This is a genomic window from uncultured Proteiniphilum sp. (assembly GCF_937873925.1).
In the GTDB taxonomy this organism is placed as follows: Bacteria; Bacteroidota; Bacteroidia; order Bacteroidales; family Dysgonomonadaceae; genus Proteiniphilum.
Genome location: NZ_CALNAT010000086.1, coordinates 1 through 20,440, shown reverse-complemented (window position 1 = coordinate 20,440; position 20,440 = coordinate 1). Strand labels below are relative to the sequence as shown.

16 protein-coding genes and 1 riboswitch are annotated in these 20,440 nt (G+C 46.4%); of the genes, 9 read left to right on the top strand and 7 right to left on the bottom strand.

The window, feature by feature from the left end:
• From Q0502_RS06205 to Q0502_RS06195, 3 genes are all read left to right on the top strand, one after another.
• Window positions 1-580: 2-oxo acid dehydrogenase subunit E2 (locus Q0502_RS06205; protein WP_298648532.1), on the top strand; the 580-nt coding region annotated here is incomplete at its 5' end.
• A 137-nt stretch (window positions 581-717) separates the two neighbouring features.
• A complete protein-coding gene (lpdA, locus tag Q0502_RS06200; RefSeq protein WP_298648530.1) occupies window positions 718-2,427 on the top strand; it encodes a dihydrolipoyl dehydrogenase in 1,710 nt (569 codons plus the stop codon).
• A 67-nt stretch (window positions 2,428-2,494) separates the two neighbouring features.
• Window positions 2,495-3,490: a lipoate--protein ligase gene (locus tag Q0502_RS06195; RefSeq protein WP_298648527.1), complete on the top strand. Its 996-nt coding sequence runs from the start codon at window positions 2,495-2,497 to the stop codon at window positions 3,488-3,490.
• On the opposite strand, the gene pnuC is transcribed toward Q0502_RS06195, so the two are convergent.
• Window positions 3,487-4,062, bottom strand: coding sequence for a nicotinamide riboside transporter PnuC (pnuC, locus tag Q0502_RS06190; RefSeq protein WP_298648525.1), 576 nt, complete (start codon window positions 4,060-4,062; stop codon window positions 3,487-3,489). The genes Q0502_RS06195 and pnuC overlap by 4 nt on opposite strands.
• A gap of 75 nt (window positions 4,063-4,137) precedes the next feature.
• Complete coding sequence (locus Q0502_RS06185) at window positions 4,138-6,474, bottom strand: TonB-dependent receptor (protein WP_298648522.1); 2,337 nt, start codon at window positions 6,472-6,474, stop codon at window positions 4,138-4,140.
• A 103-nt stretch (window positions 6,475-6,577) separates the two neighbouring features.
• A riboswitch (TPP riboswitch) is annotated at window positions 6,578-6,673 on the bottom strand.
• Window positions 6,674-6,920: 247 nt separating this feature from the next.
• Between Q0502_RS06185 and Q0502_RS06180 the strand changes: the two genes are divergently transcribed.
• Window positions 6,921-9,218, top strand: a complete 2,298-nt coding sequence (locus Q0502_RS06180) for a RelA/SpoT family protein (protein WP_298648521.1) — start codon at window positions 6,921-6,923, stop codon at window positions 9,216-9,218.
• Here the strand turns inward: Q0502_RS06180 and Q0502_RS06175 are convergent.
• The 4 genes from Q0502_RS06175 to miaB form a co-directional block, all read right to left on the bottom strand.
• Window positions 9,211-9,594 carry a hypothetical protein gene (locus Q0502_RS06175; protein WP_298648518.1) on the bottom strand — a complete coding sequence of 128 codons (384 nt, stop codon included), beginning with the start codon at window positions 9,592-9,594 and terminating at the stop codon, window positions 9,211-9,213. The genes Q0502_RS06180 and Q0502_RS06175 overlap by 8 nt on opposite strands.
• On the bottom strand, window positions 9,591-9,968 hold the full coding sequence (locus Q0502_RS06170; protein ID WP_298648516.1) for a phage holin family protein: 378 nt from the start codon (window positions 9,966-9,968) through the stop codon (window positions 9,591-9,593). Before Q0502_RS06170 ends, Q0502_RS06175 begins: the two co-directional genes overlap by 4 nt.
• A gap of 27 nt (window positions 9,969-9,995) precedes the next feature.
• On the bottom strand, window positions 9,996-10,238 hold the full coding sequence (locus tag Q0502_RS06165; protein ID WP_298648514.1) for a YtxH domain-containing protein: 243 nt from the start codon (window positions 10,236-10,238) through the stop codon (window positions 9,996-9,998).
• A 127-nt stretch (window positions 10,239-10,365) separates the two neighbouring features.
• Entirely contained in the window at window positions 10,366-11,715 is a 1,350-nt protein-coding gene (miaB, locus tag Q0502_RS06160) for a tRNA (N6-isopentenyl adenosine(37)-C2)-methylthiotransferase MiaB (protein WP_298648511.1), read from the bottom strand.
• Window positions 11,716-11,973: 258 nt separating this feature from the next.
• On the opposite strand from miaB, the gene Q0502_RS06155 reads away from it, so the two are divergent.
• Together Q0502_RS06155 and Q0502_RS06150 are read left to right on the top strand one after the other, a co-directional pair.
• Window positions 11,974-12,453 (top strand): hypothetical protein, encoded by a 480-nt coding sequence (locus Q0502_RS06155; RefSeq protein WP_298648508.1) that lies wholly within the window; start codon window positions 11,974-11,976, stop codon window positions 12,451-12,453.
• 47 nt (window positions 12,454-12,500) lie between these two features.
• The gene (locus tag Q0502_RS06150) at window positions 12,501-13,997 is read left to right on the top strand and encodes a succinate CoA transferase (RefSeq protein WP_298648504.1); all 1,497 of its coding nucleotides are present in this window, start codon (window positions 12,501-12,503) and stop codon (window positions 13,995-13,997) included.
• Window positions 13,998-14,086: 89 nt separating this feature from the next.
• On the opposite strand, the gene Q0502_RS06145 is transcribed toward Q0502_RS06150, so the two are convergent.
• Window positions 14,087-14,971 (bottom strand): helix-turn-helix domain-containing protein, encoded by an 885-nt coding sequence (locus tag Q0502_RS06145; RefSeq protein ID WP_298648502.1) that lies wholly within the window; start codon window positions 14,969-14,971, stop codon window positions 14,087-14,089.
• A 163-nt stretch (window positions 14,972-15,134) separates the two neighbouring features.
• Between Q0502_RS06145 and Q0502_RS06140 the strand changes: the two genes are divergently transcribed.
• The 3 genes from Q0502_RS06140 to Q0502_RS06130 form a co-directional block, all read left to right on the top strand.
• On the top strand, window positions 15,135-16,535 hold the full coding sequence (locus tag Q0502_RS06140; RefSeq protein WP_298648499.1) for a sugar porter family MFS transporter: 1,401 nt from the start codon (window positions 15,135-15,137) through the stop codon (window positions 16,533-16,535).
• Window positions 16,536-16,559: 24 nt separating this feature from the next.
• Window positions 16,560-19,922 (top strand): DUF5107 domain-containing protein, encoded by a 3,363-nt coding sequence (locus Q0502_RS06135; RefSeq protein ID WP_298648497.1) that lies wholly within the window; start codon window positions 16,560-16,562, stop codon window positions 19,920-19,922.
• Window positions 19,919-20,440: sugar-binding domain-containing protein (locus Q0502_RS06130; protein WP_366521771.1), on the top strand; the 522-nt coding region annotated here is incomplete at its 3' end. The genes Q0502_RS06135 and Q0502_RS06130, both read left to right, overlap by 4 nt.

The following is a 20,440-nucleotide window of genomic DNA, read 5'->3' as shown; positions in this document are numbered from 1 at the left end:
GCTGGCGTTACGCAAACGGCTTATCGAACCGGTACAGGAGAAAACCGGAAAGAAACTTACGGTGACCGACCTTATCTCGATGGCAGTGGTAAAAACGCTGCTGAGACACAAATATATCAATGCCAGCCTTAATGCGGAAGGAACGGAGGTGACCTTTCACAACTACGTGAACCTGGGTATGGCGGTTGGTTTGGAAGAGGGACTGCTGGTGCCGGTGGTGAAAGGAGCCGATAAGATGTTACTCAGTGAATTCGTGGTCGCATTGAAAGATTTGACGGAACGCAGTTTCTCGAAGAAACTGTTGCCCGATGAGCAAGCCGGTAGTACATTTACTATCAGTAATCTGGGGATGTATGCCGTAGATGAGTTCACTGCCATCATCAACCAGCCGAACGCGGCCATTTTGAGTGTCGCCTCTACAAAGGAGAAACTTGTGCCGGTGAATAGCGAAGCGGTTGTGCGGCCCATCATGAAGATGAGCCTTACCAGCGATCACCGCGTTATCGACGGACTGACGGCAGCGAAATTCATGACCGATCTGAAGGCATTGATGGAAGATCCGATCATTTTATTAATTTAAATGGTGGAAAATAGCGACTGAAGGTTTTAGGCTTATGGTTTGACGTTTGGCGGGTTCAGGACCGGTAATTTCCGTTCCGAATACCCGAGTTTCTGTGAAGCCCTGGCCAATGATAGGAAATACAAAAAAACAGATATATGGCTTTTGAAATAATCATGCCCAAAGCAGGTATAGACATGACCGAAGGGCAAATAGTAAAATGGTTGAAGAAAGAGGGCGATCCCGTCACCGAAGGGGAGGTCATTCTCGAGATCATGACCGACAAGACAAGTATGGAACTCGAAGCGGAGGCATCGGGTATCCTGCTGAAAATCGTACACCCTGATGGTGATACCGTGCCTGTAACCGAGGTGATCGGCTATATCGGGGCCGAGAACGAATCGGTTGACACACTGATGCCGGAAGTGATCGAAGATACGGGAGAACAGGAGAGCGAAGAGGATAAAAGGATGATCCGCCTTGAAGATAACTACCACGTGGCCGTGATAGGGGGAGGTCCTGCAGGGTATGTGGCCGCCATTAAAGCGGCACAACTGGGGGCCAGGGTCGCCATTGTGGAGAAAGGCGAGTTTGGCGGCACCTGTTTGAACGTGGGATGTATCCCCACCAAAGCATATTTGAAGAATGCCGAGATCATCGAACATATCCGCGAAGCATCCAAAAGAGGGATCCTCATCGACAGTTCACAGATCAAAGTGGATATGGAGAAGGTGCAGGAGTTCAAGAACAGCGTGGTGAAAAAGCTGACAAGCGGTGTTGAAGCGCTTCTCAAAAGCAACGGCGTGGATATTTACCAGGGTGTAGGTAAGATCAACAAGAATAAGGATGTGGTAGTCAACGATTCGCAGATCATCAAGGCCGACAAGATCATATTGGCGGGCGGATCCAAAGCATCCCGGATCAACATCCCCGGTATCGATAATGAGAAGGTGCTCACCAGTGACGATCTCCTTGCCATCAAAGAGGTACCCGAAACATTGGCGGTTATCGGGGGTGGCGTGATCGGTACCGAAATGGGACAATCTTTTGCCGGACTCGGTTCCAAAGTGACCATCATCGAGATGATGGACCGCATTGTGCCGCCCCTCGACCATGAAGTCTCCGCCGAACTGACCAAGCTGATCAAGAAGAAAGGGATGACGGTGATCACGTCTGCCCGTATTACCGAGATCGTCGATAAAGGCGATAAGCTGGAGATCAAGATCGACGGGAAAGAGTCGGTGATTGCCGACAAGGCATTGCTCTCCATCGGGCGCGTACCCGATCTCGAAGGAGTGGGAGAGGTGAAGTTTGAAACCGAACGGGGCAAGATAAAGGTGGACAAATACATGGAGACGAGCGTGAAAGGTATCTATGCGCCCGGCGATGTAAACGGGATCAAGATGCTTGCCCACGTAGCTTTCCGTATGGGTGAAGTGGCTGCCGAGAACGCGGTGAAAGGAAATGAGCGTACCATTAAACTGCTTTCGGCGCCTTCAGTGGTCTATACCTCTCCCGAGGTAGCCATGGTCGGTCTGACTGAAGAGGAAGCGCGTGCTAAGTATGACGATATACGCATCGGACGGTTCAGTTTTGCCGCCAACGGGCGTGCCCTGGCGTCGAGCGAAGCGCACGGCTTCGTGAAGGTGATCGCCGATAACCGCTACGGCGAAGTGCTGGGTGTGCATATTATCGGCCCTTCCGCCGCGGAGATCATTACCCAGGCGTCGCTGATCATGGAAATGGAGATTACGGTAGATGAAGTGATAAAGACCATCTACGGGCATCCCACCTATTCCGAAGCGTTGTTCGAGGCCTTTGCCGATATATTGGGCGAAGCGGTACATATACCCAAAAAGAAGAAGTAACTAAATTTCATACAGTTGTTGCGGGTTCCGGCAGAAAGATGGCCGGAACCCGCTATCCTTTTGTCCTATGATATACATTGTCAATAAGAGCACTAACCCTGCTTATAACATCGCGTTAGAAGAGTTCTGCTTTAAAGAGTTGAAACAGTTCGATAAGATTTTTATTCTTTGGATCAACGAGCCGGCCATTATTGTGGGTAAACATCAGAACACACTGGCCGAGATCAATGCCCGGTTTGTAGAGGAAAACGGGATCCATGTGGTGCGGCGTATTACAGGAGGCGGAGCCGTATATCACGACCTGAACAATCTGAATTATACCATTATCTCCAATGAAGAGGAAGGAGAGAATGATTTCGATTTCAGGACTTTCTCACAACCGGTCATCGAAACGCTGGGCGGACTTGGGGCGAAGGCTGAGTTTTCCGGCAGGAACGATATTACCATTGACGGGAAAAAGATCTGCGGAAATGCGCAGGCATATGCCGGTAACCGCGTTATGCACCATGGCTGCCTGCTGTTCGATACCGATCTGACCGTTCTCGCCAAAGCCCTGGAAGTATCCAACGAGACGGTCGATTTCAAAGGGGTAAAATCGGTTCGCAGCCGTGTGGATAATATCCTGCCCAATCTTCCGGAAAAGATCACCGTCCATGAGTTTGCAGATAAAATACTGGAGCAGATGAAACGGAAGTTCCCCGAAATGAAAGAGTATCATTTTAGTGAAACTGAAAAATCAGAGATTGAGAAGACCCTTCAGGAAAAATTCGGTAACTGGGATTGGACTTACGGCCATAACCCGGTGGCGGAAGTTGTACGTGAAAAACGTTATCCGGCCGGACGGATACAGACCTTTCTCAATATCGGAAACGGAAAGATAAAAGGGATACGTTTTTACGGCACTTTTTTCGGTAAAAACAGCGACCTTAGCGTGCCCGAAGAAGTGCTAAAAGGGGTGAAATATACTTCCGTGGAGGTGAGGAATGTATTGTCACAACTCGATACTTCCCAATATTTTGCAGGATTCTCCCTCGACGAACTGACCGAAGCCATTGTGGACTAAGGCTGCTCTGCCGTTTCGTCTTTCATCATACGCTTCCATTTGAAATAACCGAACACCGAAATCACCGAATAGATCGCGAAAAGAGCGGAGGTAGGGTAGAGCCCTTTCCACACGTAGAGTCCGCAGGAAACAATATTCACGAAAAACCAGAACCACCATTGTTCCACATATTTATGGGCCAGCAACCACATGCCGAGAATACTCAGCGCCGTGGTAAAACTGTCCCCGTAGGCTACAGGGCTGTCGGTGAAGCGGATCAGGAGAAAGGCGATAACAGCAAAAAGCGCCATCCCGATAACCGAAAGCGGGAGGATATAGCGCCGGGGCGTGTGGCTGACCGGTAGGTCCGAATCTTCCGACCGGTGTCTTGTCCATTGCGTCCAGCCATATATACTGGCGAAGAAGTAATACACGTTGATGCCCATGTCGGCATAGAATTTACTCTGGAAGAAAATCCATACATAGACAATGGGCATCAGTACACCCACGGGCCACAACCATTTGCTGGCCTTGTATTCAAGATACAAATAGAGTAGCCCGATGGCGGCGCCGATGATTTCAATGGTCTGCATTGTTTATTTTTGTATAAAGGGAAACGGATTCTCCCGTTTTCCGGAGGAGAATTCCGTTCTGTTGTCTGTAATGCTTTAGAAGCTTAACGTAAGCCGTGCCATATAATTGCGTGTCGCCTGCGGATAGAATCCCACATAATTGATCGTACCGGCATCTTCGAACGCATCGGTGCCGGCCCATCCGTTGGCCACATACTCCCTGTTGAAAAGGTTGTTTACGAAGATCTGCAGGTTGAAGGTGCCCATCGCCGATTTCTTAAATGTATAGCCGGCCGAAAAGTGGCTCACAAAATAGGAAGGGATCGACTTTGCATCGTCTGACGTATTGTCGAGATACTGCTTGCTTACATATTTCCCTGTCAGGTTCACGTAAAAATCCGTCACGGGCTGGTAGGTCAGCCCTATCATGCCGATAAGATCGGGTGAGAAGGAAATATTTGTCGATTCAAACTCTTGGGGAATCTGTTCCTGCGGCTTTTCCGGGTCGTTGTCGATGTGTATCGGATTATAGTCGGTGGGATTATCATACAGATCGAAATAGGCCGTATAGTGGTTAATCTTGTTACGGCTGAACGTAGCATTGGCGTCGAAGCGGAATTTATCGTTAAAAAACGGAACGGCCGCTTCCAGTTCGATCCCTGCCCGATAGCTGTCCTTTACGTTCTCCATTAATTTATATCCCACATCGTTGAGTTTTCCGGTCTGTACCATCTGGTTATGGTAATCCATATAATAGAGATTCGCCCCTAACCCGATCCCGTTCGTCCTCTGGTAGCGGTATCCCAGCTCATAGTCGATCATCCGTTCCGGTTTGATTGGATTCACGGCATTCTTTTTTATCCCGTCTTTCAGGTCGGTTCGGAGTGGCTCCCGTTGCCCCACCGCCGCCGAAGCGTAGAACCTGTTGCGCTCGTTCAACCGGAACGAAAGGCCTGCTTTGGGGTTCACGAAGTTATAATTGAATTTGCTCGTCAGGTCCATCAGATCATCATCTATTCCGCTGAAACGGTAAGTGATGTACCGGTATTGCAGGTCGCCGAAAAGCGACAGTTTTTCATTCGGTTGATATTCCGCTTTGGTGAAGAGGTTTACTTCCGATTTTTCACCTACATTCCGATACCACTCATAGTCTTCGGGTATGTTTTCCGAATGTTTTGTCCAGGGAAGCCTACCGTAATGATCCCCGTCGTAGAAACTGTACATTCCCCCAAAGGTGAGTTCCAGGGCGTTCTTTGTGTAATTGAAGCCGAGGTTAGCCACATAAAAATCATTCTTCATCAGTTTGCGGCGTATGAAATCGGTGTTACTGTAGGTAACACCCTCGACCGTTTGCGGATTTAATCCGAAATCGGCGAAGTCGTTGTCTTCCCTGTAATTCTCATAGTAGCCGTAACCGTGGTTGTAGCTTAATCCCGCGTTCAGTACGAGCCGCCGGCTCAACTCCCTGGTGAGGGTGAGCTGCACAATATCGGAATAGTAGTTGTCCGTCTCATTGTCGTAATAGAGCCGGTTGCCGGCCTCGTCGTAATATTCTCCCGCGGGGTTGTAACGCCGCCCGTACTCCTCGTCCTGCATCTGTTCCGTGGAGACTCCTTCCCAAGTGATGCCGGTATGCTGTATCCCTTTCAGGTAGCTCAGACGAAGCAGTTGCTTATCGGTATAGTGGGACAAGGCAGCATAAAAGTTGGTATGATTCACTTTTCCGTTCCTTATATACCCGTTGCCCAGCACGCGTGAAAAGCGGGCGTCGAACGACAGTCCGTTTTCCAGGATGCCGGTGCCGCCGGCAATATTCGATAAGAATGTGCCGTAACTCCCTACGGCCGTTGACGCCTCACCGTACGCTTCGGAGCGTGCTCCCGTGGTTTGGAGTGAGATGGAGGCACCAAAAGCCCCCGCTCCGTTGGTGGAGGTCCCCACCCCCCGTTGTACCTGTATGTTTTGCAGCGAGTTGGAAAGGTCCGGCAGGTTTACCCAGAACACTTCCTGCGTTTCGGGGTTGTTCAGCGGCATCCCGTTGAGTGTTACATTGATACGGGTGGCGTCGGTTCCTCTGATCCTGAAGTAGGTATTGCCCACACCTAGGCCGTCTTCCGTGAAAGAGACAATCGACGGGGAGGTCTGCAGGATAGCCGGGATATTCCGTGCTGCGTTCTGTTTTTTAATATCCGAAGCAGAGATATTGGAGTACGATACCGGTGTATTGCGTCCGGCGCGCATTCCGGACACGATCACCTCTTCCAGTTGGATTTGGCTAAGGCTATCACCCGGAGCAACAGGCTCGTTTTGCCCGTCCGACTCTGTTATGGCAACGTATACATGCGATGTGCCCTGCGGAACCGGCGAACTTTTCGCCATAAACTGACCGGCCAGTGTCAATAAAATCGCCGGTAATAAAAAAACCTTTTTCATTTACATAAATTTTTAAGATAGGGCAAGCCCTTATGGCTTTATCTATCATTAGTTAGTGAAATAAAAAAGGGGATTTGTAAAGATGTATACCAGAAAAGTCACGGATGTGTGAACTCTGTTTTCCCTCCGCCGGCATTACCCGGATCAGGTGATTTGGGTATGATCTCAGCCCGTTATTTGGGCACCCCCTGTTGAATGAGGAGACAAAGATAAGATAGTTTTGTTCAGGAAGGACTATTCTCGGCCGTTTTTAACATGCAGTATATTCCCTCCTAACAAAAATAACCGGCTGAATAGATATTCTTTTTGGATTTATTTGTAATTTCGTTCGTTAAAGCAGGACTTTGGGGCTTTATTCGGTTTTCCGCGTCCGGTAGATGAATAAATTTCGGTTTGACAGGAAATCCCGATTAAACGGAGAAACAAAAACAGGGTCAATTAAAAGTATGAGCGATGAAGAAAAACTGATGGCAGAAGATCAGATGATCGAGAATGAATTTCAGGCCCTCCTGAACGATTATCTGAACTCGAATCACCGGCGGAAAGTGGATATCATCACCCGGGCGTACAATATGGCGAAAGAGGCGCACAAAGGTGCACGCCGGCGTTCGGGCGAACCTTATATCATGCATCCGCTGGCGGTAGCCCGTATTGTATCTAAAGAGATGGGGCTGGGTTCCACCTCCATTTCTGCCTCTCTGCTGCACGATGTGGTAGAAGATACCGATTATACCGTAGAGGATATCCGTGCGTTGTTTGGCGAGAAGATCGCACAGATTGTGGATGGTCTCACAAAAATATCGCAGGGTATGTTTGGCGAGAATGTGTCGGCACAGGCAGAGAATTTCAGGAAACTGCTGCTGACCATGTCCGATGATATCCGTGTGATCCTTATCAAGATCGCCGACAGGCTGCATAATATGCGCACGCTATCCTCCATGATACTCGCCAAACAGTACAAGATAACCGGAGAAACGCTGTATATCTATGCTCCATTGGCGCACCGGCTGGGGCTTTTTGCTATCAAGACCGAACTGGAGGAACTCTGTTTTAAATATGAGTATCCCGAGACTTATGCCGACCTGACACAAAAAATTGAAGAGACGGCGCCTGAGCGGAACAAGATCTATGAAAATTTTGCCGTTCCCGTAGTGAAGGCGCTCGATAAGATGGATATGGAGTATGAAATGCGGGCGCGGGTGAAATCGGTCTACTCCATCTGGAACAAGATGCAAACCAAAGGGATTGAGTTTTCGGAGGTGTACGACCTGTTTGCCGTGCGTATTATTTTTGAACTGCATCCCGGGATAGATGAAAAAAAGCAGTGCTGGGATATCTACTCTGCCATTACGGATATCTACAAACTTCGTCCCGACCGTATCCGGGACTGGGTGAGCCATCCCAAGGCCAACGGTTATCAGGCGCTTCACCTGACGGTGATGGGGCCCGACGGGAAATGGATTGAAATACAAATCCGGAGCCGCCGGATGGATGATATTGCCGAAAAAGGGTTTGCCGCCCACTGGAAGTATAAGGAAAACAGGATTGAGGAGGATAATGAACTCGATAAATGGTTGAAGACCATTCAGGAGGTGCTGGCCAACCCTAATCCCAATGCTATCGACTTTCTGGATACGGTAAAGATGAATCTTTTCTCGTCCGAGATTTTCGTATTTACTCCTAAAGGAGAAATAAAGACCCTTCCGCAAGGGGCTACGGCACTCGATTTTGCCTATACCATCCATACCCGGGTAGGGGATCATTGCTTAGGCGCCAAGGTGAACCACACGCTGGCTCCGCTCAGCCAGAAGTTGAGCAGCGGCGACCAGGTGGAGATACTAACCTCACAATCGGTCGACCCGCAGCCGGAATGGCTCAATTTCGTGACGACCGCCAAGGCGCGTACCAAAATTGAAGCATCGTTGCGGCGACAGCGCCGCCGGATCACGGAGAAAGGTCAGAATATGCTCGAAGAACTGTTTGAGCACGAGGCTATCGATAATACTGTCTTCAATAAGATACTCCACGTCTACAGAGCCGAAAACAAGGACGACCTCTACTATCTTATCGGTAATAGCGAGGTCTCACTCCCTTCAAACAAAGAAGCCTTCTTCAGGATGAAGATCGAGCCGGAGAAACAGGACAATCTGTTCGTCCGCTATATGAAACAGGCAATGAACGCCATTAAAAAAGCGCCTTCCGACCCGAAAAATGTCAAGGACGGACAAAAAGAGCCGGTGACGCCCGTTATACCGGAAGAGTCGCCCGCAGAGAAGGAAAAGATTGACCGAAAGACTGTTTTTCGGCTTACCGAAAACAATTTCCGTAAGAACTTTATCGTTCCCTCCTGCTGTAATCCGCTTTCGGGTGACGACGTATTCGGATATATCACGGAGAAGGAAGAGGTGGAGGTACATAAACGTTCCTGTCAGACCGGGTTAAAATTGAAATCCAATTTTGGCGACCGGATCATTGCTGTGGAATGGGGCGATTACCGCCAGTATTCCTTTTTGGCATCTATTGTTTTTACGGGAATAGACAGGGTGGGGATATTGGGTACTATCCTGGCCAAACTGGCCGAAGATGTGGGGGTTAACATTCAGAGTGTAAAGGTGTCTTCCAATGACGGGATATTCGAAGGGGTATTCAACATACATGTGCATAGCGCGGAAGAGGTGAATCAACTCTGCGCCAAAATAGCAAAAGTGGACGGTGTAAGCACCGTCCACCGATCCACTATTTAATTTTTTTTCTTTTCCTACCGAATAGCATGGAGGAGGCCTTTCGGATTGCAAAGGCGATAAGTGCCGGTTTGGCTACTTTCCATGAGACAGAGCCGATAAGCGGAAGGTTCGACAGGGCCAGGTTCAGCCAGGGATTGGCTCTCTTTGTCACAAAAGGTGTGACGGAAAAGGAAGAGCCGCTCGACAAATGGTCTACCGTTTCGGCCAGTTTGGTTTTTACCGAGGAAGCTATGCCCTTGGTGAGCATCGTTCCCCAATTGTCGTTCAGATACTGCAGTTCATATGACAGCCGTTGGCTGGCAATGGTACGTTCCTCGCGCAATCGTTTCTTTTCTAACCGCAGTTCCTCTATCGGAGTTAATTTGTAGGTACTCATTTGTCACTTTTTTTATCATCCTTATCATCCTGTGCCATCAGAAAGCGTACAACCCCGTTGGTGATTTTTTTCCTGAAATACTTTTTTAAAAGCAGCATGATCAGCAACACCAAAATGACAAATGCGGCAATAATGCCAAACCCCGCCCAAGGGTTCTGAAGCAATTCACCAAGGTACAGGGCTGCCGTCACCAGTAGGAAAAAAAGCGCTATAAGGGCGATTCCCGCCACTATCAGGCTATAGCTGATTGCCGATGAACCTAAGCTGACTTTCTCATACACTTCCAGTTTTCCGAGCTCAAGCGAACTGGAGATGTAGTTTGAGACATCATCTCTCATTTCTTCGAACAGCGTACTTACTTTTTTCTCTTCCATCGTTTTGATAGGTTAAAGGATATGATACTATTGTTTTGCCAATTCTTTCTTTGCTATTTCGGCAATGTCATCTATATCCTCCTTTAAATCATGGACTTCACTTTTTCCCTTGTAGATAGCGGACTTTACGTTGGCCCTTACCTTATCTGCAAATTCATTGGCCTGCTCCAGCCACTCTTCCTTTCTATCGGTGCCCATAATATAACCTACGGCCGCTCCGAGAGCAACGCCGATCCCTAAACCTAATAATAGTTTTGCTTCTGATTTCATAATTTTTGCGTTTAATTGTTTCAATACTCACGCACCTCAGTTAGCAGACTGTTGTGCGTCTTTTTATTAGATAAAACACTTTACCGGCAAAATTGTTTTTCGAAACCACGATTTGTGGGATACGGTATTATTCCACGCACAATGATTCGCCCAGCAATGTAGCGGATGTGGAGCCGGTTATTTTCACCTTTACAAACTCCCCGATGCGGTGTTTTTTCTTGTCGAAAATAACTACCTTGTTCTGGTCGGTACGGCCGAAAAGCTGTTCCCGCGAACGTTTGGAGAAGCCCTCTGTCAGCACCTCGAATTCTTTACCCAGGTCTTTTTCGTTGCTTTGCCGCGACAACTCCATCTGGAGATCGATGATCTCCTGCAACCGCCTGCTTTTGACCTCTTCGGGGACATTGTCCTCTAATCTTTTAGCGGCGTATGTGCCCGGGCGTTCCGAATATTTGAACATGAAGGCCGAGTCGAATCCCGCTTCCCGCATCAGGGAGAGCGTCTCCCTATGGTCTTCTTCCGTTTCGGAATGGAAGCCGCACATGATGTCGGTAGAGAGGCCGCAACTGGGGATGATCCGTTTAATAGCGGCAATCCTGTCCATATACCACTCCCTGTCGTATCTTCTGTTCATCAGCTTCATCATCCTGGAGCTTCCCGATTGTACGGGAAGGTGGATATAGTTGCAGAGATTTTTGTATCCTGCAATGGTCTCCAGTGTCTCGTCGGTCATATCCCTCGGGTGTGATGTGGTAAAACGAATCCTCATCCCGGGGGCGGCTTCCGCTACCATAGCCAGCAGGGCAGGGAAGTCAGTCTTTCTGTCGTGGTCCGTAAAACGATAGGAGTTTACATTCTGCCCCAGCAGGGTAACCTCCCTGAATCCTTTTTCGCGCATGTCGTGCAACTCATTAAGGATGCTTTCCGGTTCACGGCTGCGTTCGCGCCCGCGGGTAAAAGGTACAATGCAGTAGGTGCAGAATTTGTCGCATCCGCGCATAATGGAGATATATCCGGAGATGTTGCTCCCGTTCATTTTCAAGGGAATCACATCTTTATAGGTCTCTGTTTTGGAAAGTTCGATATTGATGGCTTTCTCGCCCCTCTCCGCCGCTCCAACCAAGTTGGGAAGGTCCAGATAGGCATCGGGTCCTACCACAAGATCGACATTATGATCGTCGATCAGGTCGGATTTTACCCTCTCGGCCATACATCCCAACACTCCCACGATAAGGGGTTCTTTCCGTTTTCTTTTCAGTGCGTTGAAATATTCCAGTCGCTGTACCACCCGCTGCTCGGCGTTGTCCCTGATGGAACAGGTGTTTACGAAAATGGCATCTGCATCGCGGTCGTTGTCAGTGAGGCTGTAACCATCCATCTCCATGATCGAAGCAACCACTTCCGTGTCCGCCACGTTCATTTGACAGCCGTAAGTCTCTATGAATAGTTTTTTATCTTTCAGTCCGTTCGGATTCATAACTTATTTGTAAACTGTGATATATATCGTAAAACTCCGGGAAAAGTTAAAATGTCAAATTATCGACAGAAAAGTTGCAATATTCCTTTTCTTATACTAACTTTGCCACAAGGAAAAATAAAAATTTTTTCATAGTTAAGGTTTTGGTTAATTGTTCGAGAGTGACTGTGAAGTCGCTCTCGATTTTTTATATTCACCAGATAGCCTCAAATTCAGAAAAAATCACTATTTTTGTCCGGTTGCAAAATTAATCAAAATATGGAGTTTGGTGATATTATTTATTTTATCCTTCTGGTATTTTTTATGATATTGGGTTTTTTTAATGATTCCCGTAAAAAAAAGAATCAGCAGAAGCAATCGGAAGCGGAGTCCCGTCCCTTTTTTAATGAAGAGCAAAAAACCACACCTCCGCAATCGCGCGACAGGGAGTATAAAACCACACCCCCACCTGTGCCGGTTACTTATTCGGGTAAGGATGTTCACCGGGAATTCCGGTCTTCACTCGATCTGGTATCTATTCACGATAAACAGTCTTCCCACCCGGGTTATACTTTTGATTATGATGTGAATTCTTTTTATGAGAAAGACCCGGATTCTATTGATGCACCTGAGAATGCCGGGGAAGAAAAAGTAAAGAGATCCCTGCATCCGTTGCTCAAGGATCTAAGGGATGATACAGGCCGTGAAGAACTCAAAAAAGGTCTGATTTACGGGGAGATCATGCAGAGAAAGTATTAAGATCATATCGATTTTTCATCTAAATACACAAAATATTTTATTTATTTATGGCATTACAATTTATTAGCGCTGAAGAGGCTGCGGCACTTGTGCAACATGACGATAACGTAGGCTTCAGCGGTTTTACTCATGCCGGTTGCCCCAAAGTGGTGCCGGTGGAGATTGCTAAAAGAGCGGAGGCAGAACATGCCAAAGGTAATCCTTTCAAGATCGGCATTTTCACAGGAGCATCCACCGGCGACTCCATAGACGGTGCACTTACCCGCGCGAAAGCAATCAAATTCCGCACACCTTATCAAACCAACAAAGATACACGGGAAGCGCTCAACAGGAGCGAGTTCGATTTTTTCGATCTTCATCTCTCTCAACTGGCCCAGGAGATTCGTTACGGTTTTTTCGGTAAAATAAATGTGGCTATTATAGAGGCCTGTCAGGTAACCGAAAAAGGGGAGATTGTACCGACAACTGCTGTAGGTATTACTCCTACTATTTGTCGGCTGGCAGATATCGTCATCGTAGAGCTGAATAAAAAGGTCCCTTCGAAACTGCGCGGTCTTCACGATATATATGAACTGCAGGATCCCCCAAAGCGGCGCGAAATACCGATCTATGAGGTACAGAACCGGGTGGGGCTCGATTATGTCAAAGTGGATCCCAAAAAGATCTTCGTGGTTGAAACGGAAAGAGACGGAGAAGGAGGCGGTTTTGCGCCCGTGGACGAAGTGACGGCCCGGATCGGCGAGAACGTGGCCAATTTTTTTGTTTCCGAGATGAACGCGAAACGGATACCGCCCCATTTCCTGCCTATCCAATCCGGCGTGGGGAATATAGCCAATGCTGTGCTCGCCGCTATGGGGAGCAATCCGGAGATTCCCCGCTTTGAGGTATATACCGAGGTGATCCAGGATGCGGTGATCGATATGATGCAGAAGGGGAATATATCTTTCGCCAGCGGTTGCTCGCTCACCGTGAGCAACGAAGTGCTTCACCAGTTCTATAATGATCTCGATTTCTTCAAGAACAAACTGGTATTGCGCCCTTCGGAGATATCCAATAACCCGGGGCTGGCGCGCAGGCTCGGTATCATCGCCCTGAATACCGCCATAGAAGTGGATATCTTTGGCAATGTGAACTCCACCCATGTGAACGGGACGAAGATGATGAACGGCATCGGCGGGTCGGGAGATTTCACCCGCAACTCCTACCTCTCGGTATTCCTGACCCCTTCCACCGCCAAGAACGGCGCCATCAGCTGCATCGTGCCCAAAGTGACGCATGAGGACCATAACGAGCACTCGGTGAAAATTATAGTGTCGGAATATGGTGTGGCTGATCTGCGGGGAAAAGGGCCATGGAAGCGTGCCGAAGAGATTATCGAAAAGTGCGCCCATCCCGATTATCGCCCGCTGTTGCATGAGTATCTCAACCGCGGTGTGAAGGGGCATATCCCGCAGGATCTCTATGCCTGTTTTGCCTTCCACCACGCCTTGCGCGAGACCGGCAGTATGCTCAATACCGATTTCTCAAAATATCAGAGAGGGTAAGACTCTCCTGTTCCTTCATAGGTTTATAAACCGAAAATAAATGTATTGTCCTGACAGGGAAATGTTTCCCTGTCAGGATTAATCTGTTATCATGGATTATATTTTCTCCTGTATTCTTTGGGTGTTAAACGGGTCTCTTTTTTGAATGCTTTGGAAAAATGAAAGGGATCATAGTACCCTAATCGAAAAGCTATTTCTTTGATCTTTAAGTCGGAAAATTGAAGATATGAGCAGGCCCTCTGGATTTTAAGCTGATTATAGTATCCCATGGGGGTATAGGAGGTCTTTTTCAGAAATATATTCCCAAAATGTGACGGGGAATATCCCACATAGTGCGCTATTTCTTCCAGTTCGACATTTTCTTCCAGATTGTTTTTCATAAAAAGGATACTTTTCTGTACCACATCCATCTCTTTTACATTCTTGATCTCCCTGAATTGCGTTACATATTTAATGGACGCAAGGAAATAGGAGAGGCAATAGCTGACATACTCCAGATTTTCAGGATTATATCCCATTTCAAGATTTTGAAACATTTCTTCGAACAGAATGATTCTGTCTCGCGGCCGGCTGCTGTGTGAATCGTCGGTATCCGTTTTCTTACCTATGATGGAAGAGAATAGATCTGTTTCTTCACCTTGGAAATGGATCCAATAAATGCTCCATGGATCATGTGTATCCGCTCCGTAGGCATGTGCTTCATTCTCGGGTAAGATGAATACCTGATTTCTGTCTAAATATATTTTTTCACCGTTATATATTATCCATCCTTTACCGCTTTCACAATAAATAAGTATATTTTGGCCTGCACCATTCTTTCTTTCCCTGAAATGATATTTTGCCTCAGGATAGTACCCGATATGTGTTACATGCAAATGCCTGGTGACATTATTGATCTTCAGGTAATCACGCACATTATAAGGAAGGATGATCGCTTTCTCGTTTTTGAATCCGTCTGCTATTTTTTCTGCCATGATATTTTACATTTATATATTGATATTTTACATGATTGCCGGTATCTGCCTGATATATTGTTAAATTATTATCAAAAATAGTTATTTATTACATTTAATGCAAAAAATAATACATTTTAATCATTTTTTATTCAATTACATTTGTAAAAATAAAAAATGAGCCATGTACAGTGAGAAAAACAATGTGAATAGTCGATACCTGATCCTGATTTCGTTGATCGCCGGAATGGGCGGATATCTGTTTGGTTACGATTGGGTAGTCATAGGGGGTGCGAAAGCGTTTTACGAAATTTACTTTTCAATAGCGGATATTCCCCGGCTTCAGGGGTGGGTAATGAGCAGTGCGCTCCTGGGATGCCTGATAGGAGTGGTCATTTCCGGCGGATTATCCGATAGATACGGCAGAAGATTTATGATGATCCTGGCGGCTGTCATCTTTGCCTTGTCGGCGTTCGGGACGGGTGCGGCTCAAACGATCGACACGTTTATCCTGTTCAGGATAATTAGCGGTGTGGGCATCGGGATTGCCTCGAATATTTCTCCGATGTACCTTTCTGAAATATCACCTCCTTCAGTAAGAGGACGGTTTGTGGCTGTATATCAGTTAGCCATTGTCTTAGGAATATTATCCGCTCAAATTGTAAATTGGTTGATCGCAAGACCGGTTATACCCGGTGAGGATATTCTCAATTCCTGGAACGGGCAGGTCGGCTGGAGATGGATGTTCTGGGCTCCCGCTTTCCCCGCGATTGTGTACCTCGTCCTTACCTATATTATTCCTGAAAGTCCCCGGTGGTTAATCTCGAAAACAAAATATGATAAAGCTACCGATATTTTCTCTAAAATAGTCAACAGGAAATATGCAGTTCAACTGGTGGAAGAAGTGCAAAAAGCAGCGCTGAAAACCACTGAAAAAGTAAAGTTATCGGCTCTCTTCAGGGGAAAAGCGTTCAGAATTGCGATCGTGGGCATCGTGATAGCCATCTTACAGCAATGGTGCGGTATTAATGTTGTATTCAACTATGCACAGGAAATTTTCACGGCAGCCGGATATAGCGTATCTGACATGCTGTTCAATATTGTTGTGACGGGAGTTGTGAATGTCATCTTCACATTCGTGGGTATGTACACCGTCGATAGATTGGGCAGGCGTTCGCTGATGCTCATGGGGACAATCGGATTGTCGGCAATTTATATTGTATTGGGAGCAGGTTACTATTTCCGGCTCGAAGGGGTCATTATGCTGATACTTGTTGTATTGGGCATTGCATGTTATGCCATGACGCTTGCTCCGGTTACATGGATCGTCATTTCTGAAATTTTCCCCACAAGGATAAGGGCCAAAGGGATGGCAGTCTCGACTTTCGCCCTTTGGAGCGCCAGCTTTGTCCTTACTTATACTTTTCCCCTGTTGAACAGTTCATTGGGCGCCTATGGAACATTCTGGCTATACGGGTTTATCTGCATGGCTGGTTTCCTGTTCATAAAAGTGAATCTTCCGGAGACCAAAGGAAAAACATTGGAAGAGATCGAAGAGATAATTACGAACAGTAGAACGCAATAAAAATTTTTTGAAGCAATTTTTGAAATGGAAGAAGTGACGAATTATTTGATTCAATCAACCGTCGACAACCCTCATGTTGTAAAAACATGGATGGAAAATATCTCTCTGCCTACTTATGAAGTGGGGGAAGAGGAAAAAAATCCGGTTTTTTTAGAAAAAAGAGTTTACCAGGGAAGTTCGGGGGTGGTATATCCTTATCCGGTAATTGAAAAAATCAAGGATGAAAAAAAGAATAAAATCTATAAGGCCCTCTTTATTGAGAACAAATATATAAAGGTGATGATCTTACCTGAGTTGGGAGGGCGTATTCAGATGGCTTACGACAAAATAAGAAAGGCTCATATTTTTTATTATAACCAGGTGATCAAACCGGCCTTAGTGGGCTTAACCGGTCCGTGGATATCCGGAGGCATAGAATTTAACTGGCCGCAACATCATCGTCCCAGCACCTTTTATCCTACCGAATGTATGATAGAAGAACATGCGGATGGAAGTAAGACGGTATGGTGCAATGAAGTGGAACGTATGTTCCGGTTGAAAGGGATGCATGGTATTACACTCTACCCGGACAAGGCATATATCGAAATCAGGACGAAGGTGTATAACAGAACGCCATTTTCCCAGACTTTCCTCTGGTGGGCCAATCCTGCGGTGGCTGTCGATAATGCCTACAAATCGGTTTTCCCGCCCGATGTAAATGCGGTCTTTGACCATGGGAAAAGAGATGTATCCTCGTTTCCTATAGCGACCGGAATATATTATAAACATGACTATTCGGAGGGTATCGATATATCCAGATATGCAAATATTCCGGTTCCGACATCTTATATGGCGATACAATCGGAATACGATTTTGTGGGCGGATATAATGAAAAATCAAATATGGGATTGCTGCATGTGGCCAATCACCATATCTCCCCCGGGAAAAAACAGTGGACCTGGGGTAATGGAGATTTCGGAAAGGCGTGGGAACGGAACCTGACGGATGAAGACGGGCCATATATCGAGTTAATGACGGGTGTGTATACCGATAATCAACCAGACTTCAGCTGGTTACAACCTTATGAAGAGAAATCCTGGACGCAGTATTTTATGCCTTATGCGGAGGTTGGTAACGTAAAAAATGCAACAAAAGATGTAATTGCCAGTGTTGAAGTGGACGGAGAAACGGCCACTGTGATTGTATATGGCACGTCAAAGATGCAAGAGGTTACGATCTCATTGAAAAATGGGTCCGGCAGCGTCTTATGGAGTGAAAAAACGGCACTTTCCCCTGAAATTCCTTTTAAAAAAACAGTCAAACTGGACAATGAAAACAGGGAGGATATTGTGCTGACTATTTCGACGGTTGATGGAGGTGAGCTGCTGAGATGCAATACCGGAAAAGAAACGGACAGTTCAGTGCCTCCGGCTGCCGAAGCTGCTGACGATCCGAAAAATATACCTCTCATCGAGCAACTTTATCTTACAGGCCTCCATCTGGAACAATACCGGCATGCCACATTCAATCCTGTCGATTATTACGAAGAAGCGCTTTCGCGCGATCCGGGAGACGTGCGCTGTAACAATGCCCTCGGCCTTCTTTTAATGAGAAGGGGACAATTCAAACAGGCTCAACCCTATTTTGAAAAGGCGATAGAAACATTGACTAAGCGAAATCCAAATCCTTATGACGGTGAGCCTTACTACAACCTGGGATGTTGCCTGAAATTGCAATCAAAGCCCGACGAAGCTTACAGTGCCTTTTTTAAGTCGGCCTGGAATGCGGCCTGGAAAGATCCTGCCTATTTTTCAATTGCGCAGATAGATTGTACACGCGGAAATTGGGATGTAGCGCTGGAAAATATTGAACAGAGCCTGCTTTGCAACTGGCACAATCACAAAGCGCGCCAGTTGAAAGCTTCCCTATTGCGTAAAAAGGGAAAAGCAGATGCTGCCTTACAATGGATAGAGACATCGTTGGAGATCGACCGGTTTAATGTGGGATGCCTTTTCGAGGAATATCTTTTTACGGAAAAAGAGGAGTTGAAAAGGGAAATTGTGGAACTTTTGCAAGGTAACCCGCACAGCTATATCGAATATGCGCTGGATTTTGCAGCCGCGGGATTATACGATGAAGCGGTTAAACTGTTGGAATGGTCCATACAAACGGAAGCCGGTTCCTATCCTATGAGCCGGTACGCATTGGGATTTTTCCTGTCGCAAGCTGGTAAAGGAAAGGAAGCAAAGGATATCTATAATAAGGCATTCGGGTTATCGCCCGATAAATGTTTTCCCAACCGGCTGGAAGAGGTTGTCATCCTTCAACATGCTCTTACGGTGAATCCAAAGGATTTTAAAGCGCTGTACTATCTGGGGAATTTCTGGTATGCAAAGCGGCAATATAAGGAAGCGATCGAATGTTGGGAAAAGGCAATCGGGATCAATGACGGATTTCCTACCGTATTAAGGAATCTGGCGCTGGCATATTATAATAAAGCGGATAAGAAGGAGCAGGCCCTGCAATTACTTGAAAAAGCATTTTCTTTAGACGACAAAGATCCCCGCATACTGATGGAACTGGACCAGTTGTATAAGAAATTGAATTATGCGCCTGCAGAACGCCTTAAAGTTCTGGAAGAGCATATGGCCCTGGTGGAACAACGCGACGACCTGTTTATAGAACGTATCGCATTATACAATCAATTAGGCGAATATGAAACGGCTAAAGCATTGTGTGCTGGCCGGAATTTCCATCCATGGGAAGGAGGGGAAGGAAAGATAACCTTCCAGTATACCTATTGCCGGATTCAGTTGGCCAGACAAGCCATCGAAGAGAAAAATTACAACCTCGCATTGGAATTATTGAACGAAACGGATGTCTATCCCCATAATTTGGGAGAAGGCAAATTAAGTACGGTAAATGAGAATGATGTGGAATATTATAAGGGTGTTTGTTACAGGGGGTTAAAAGATAAAGAGAAGGCGGTTGAATGGTTTACAAAAGCAACCAAAGGCCCCGATGAACCCAAACAGGCATTCTATTACAATGATGAGAATCCCGATAAGATCTATTTCCAGGGATTGGCCTGGAGGGAGCTGGGTAATGAAGAAAAAGCACAGGAACGTTTTAAAAAATTAATTGCACATGGAGAAAAGCACATGAATGACAATTGCAAAATCGAATATTTTGCGGTATCCCTTCCTGATCTGGCGATTTGGGAAGAAGACCTGAATAAACGCAACCGCATACATTGCCATAATGTAATGGCGTTGGGATGGTTAGGATTAGGTGAAAAGGAAAAAGCTTATGTATCTATGGAAAAAGTATTGGAACTGGATATGAATTACCAGGGAACGATGAGTGTATTTAAATCAATAAATTATACTAATTGTGTTTCACGATGAGGAAAGAAATTTTAATATTGGTCTCTCTTCTATTTTTGATTTTATCATGTCAAAAACATAAGATTGAAAAAATTGACCTATCAGGTGAATGGCAGTTTCAAACGGATCCGGAGGATCATGGAATAGATGAAAGATGGTTTGAGAAGAGTTTATCTGAAACGATAATTCTGCCCGGTTCAATGGCCGAAAACGGCAAGGGAAACGATGTAACGTTTCAAACTAAATGGACCGGGGGAATTCAGAATCCGGAATGGTATAAAGACCCGAATTATGCCCCTTATGTTGACTCTGCGAATGTACGGTTCCCATTCTGGCTTCAACCCGAAAAAGAATATACCGGTGCCGCATGGTACCGGAAAGAAATATCCATACCGGCTGAATGGAAGGAAAAAACTGTTTTATTGACTTTGGAACGCCCCCATTGGGAATCTACCGTTTGGGTTAATGATACGCGGATTGGGATGCAAAACAGTTTGGCCGTGCCGCATGTATTTGATATTTCTTCGTTCTTGAAAGCA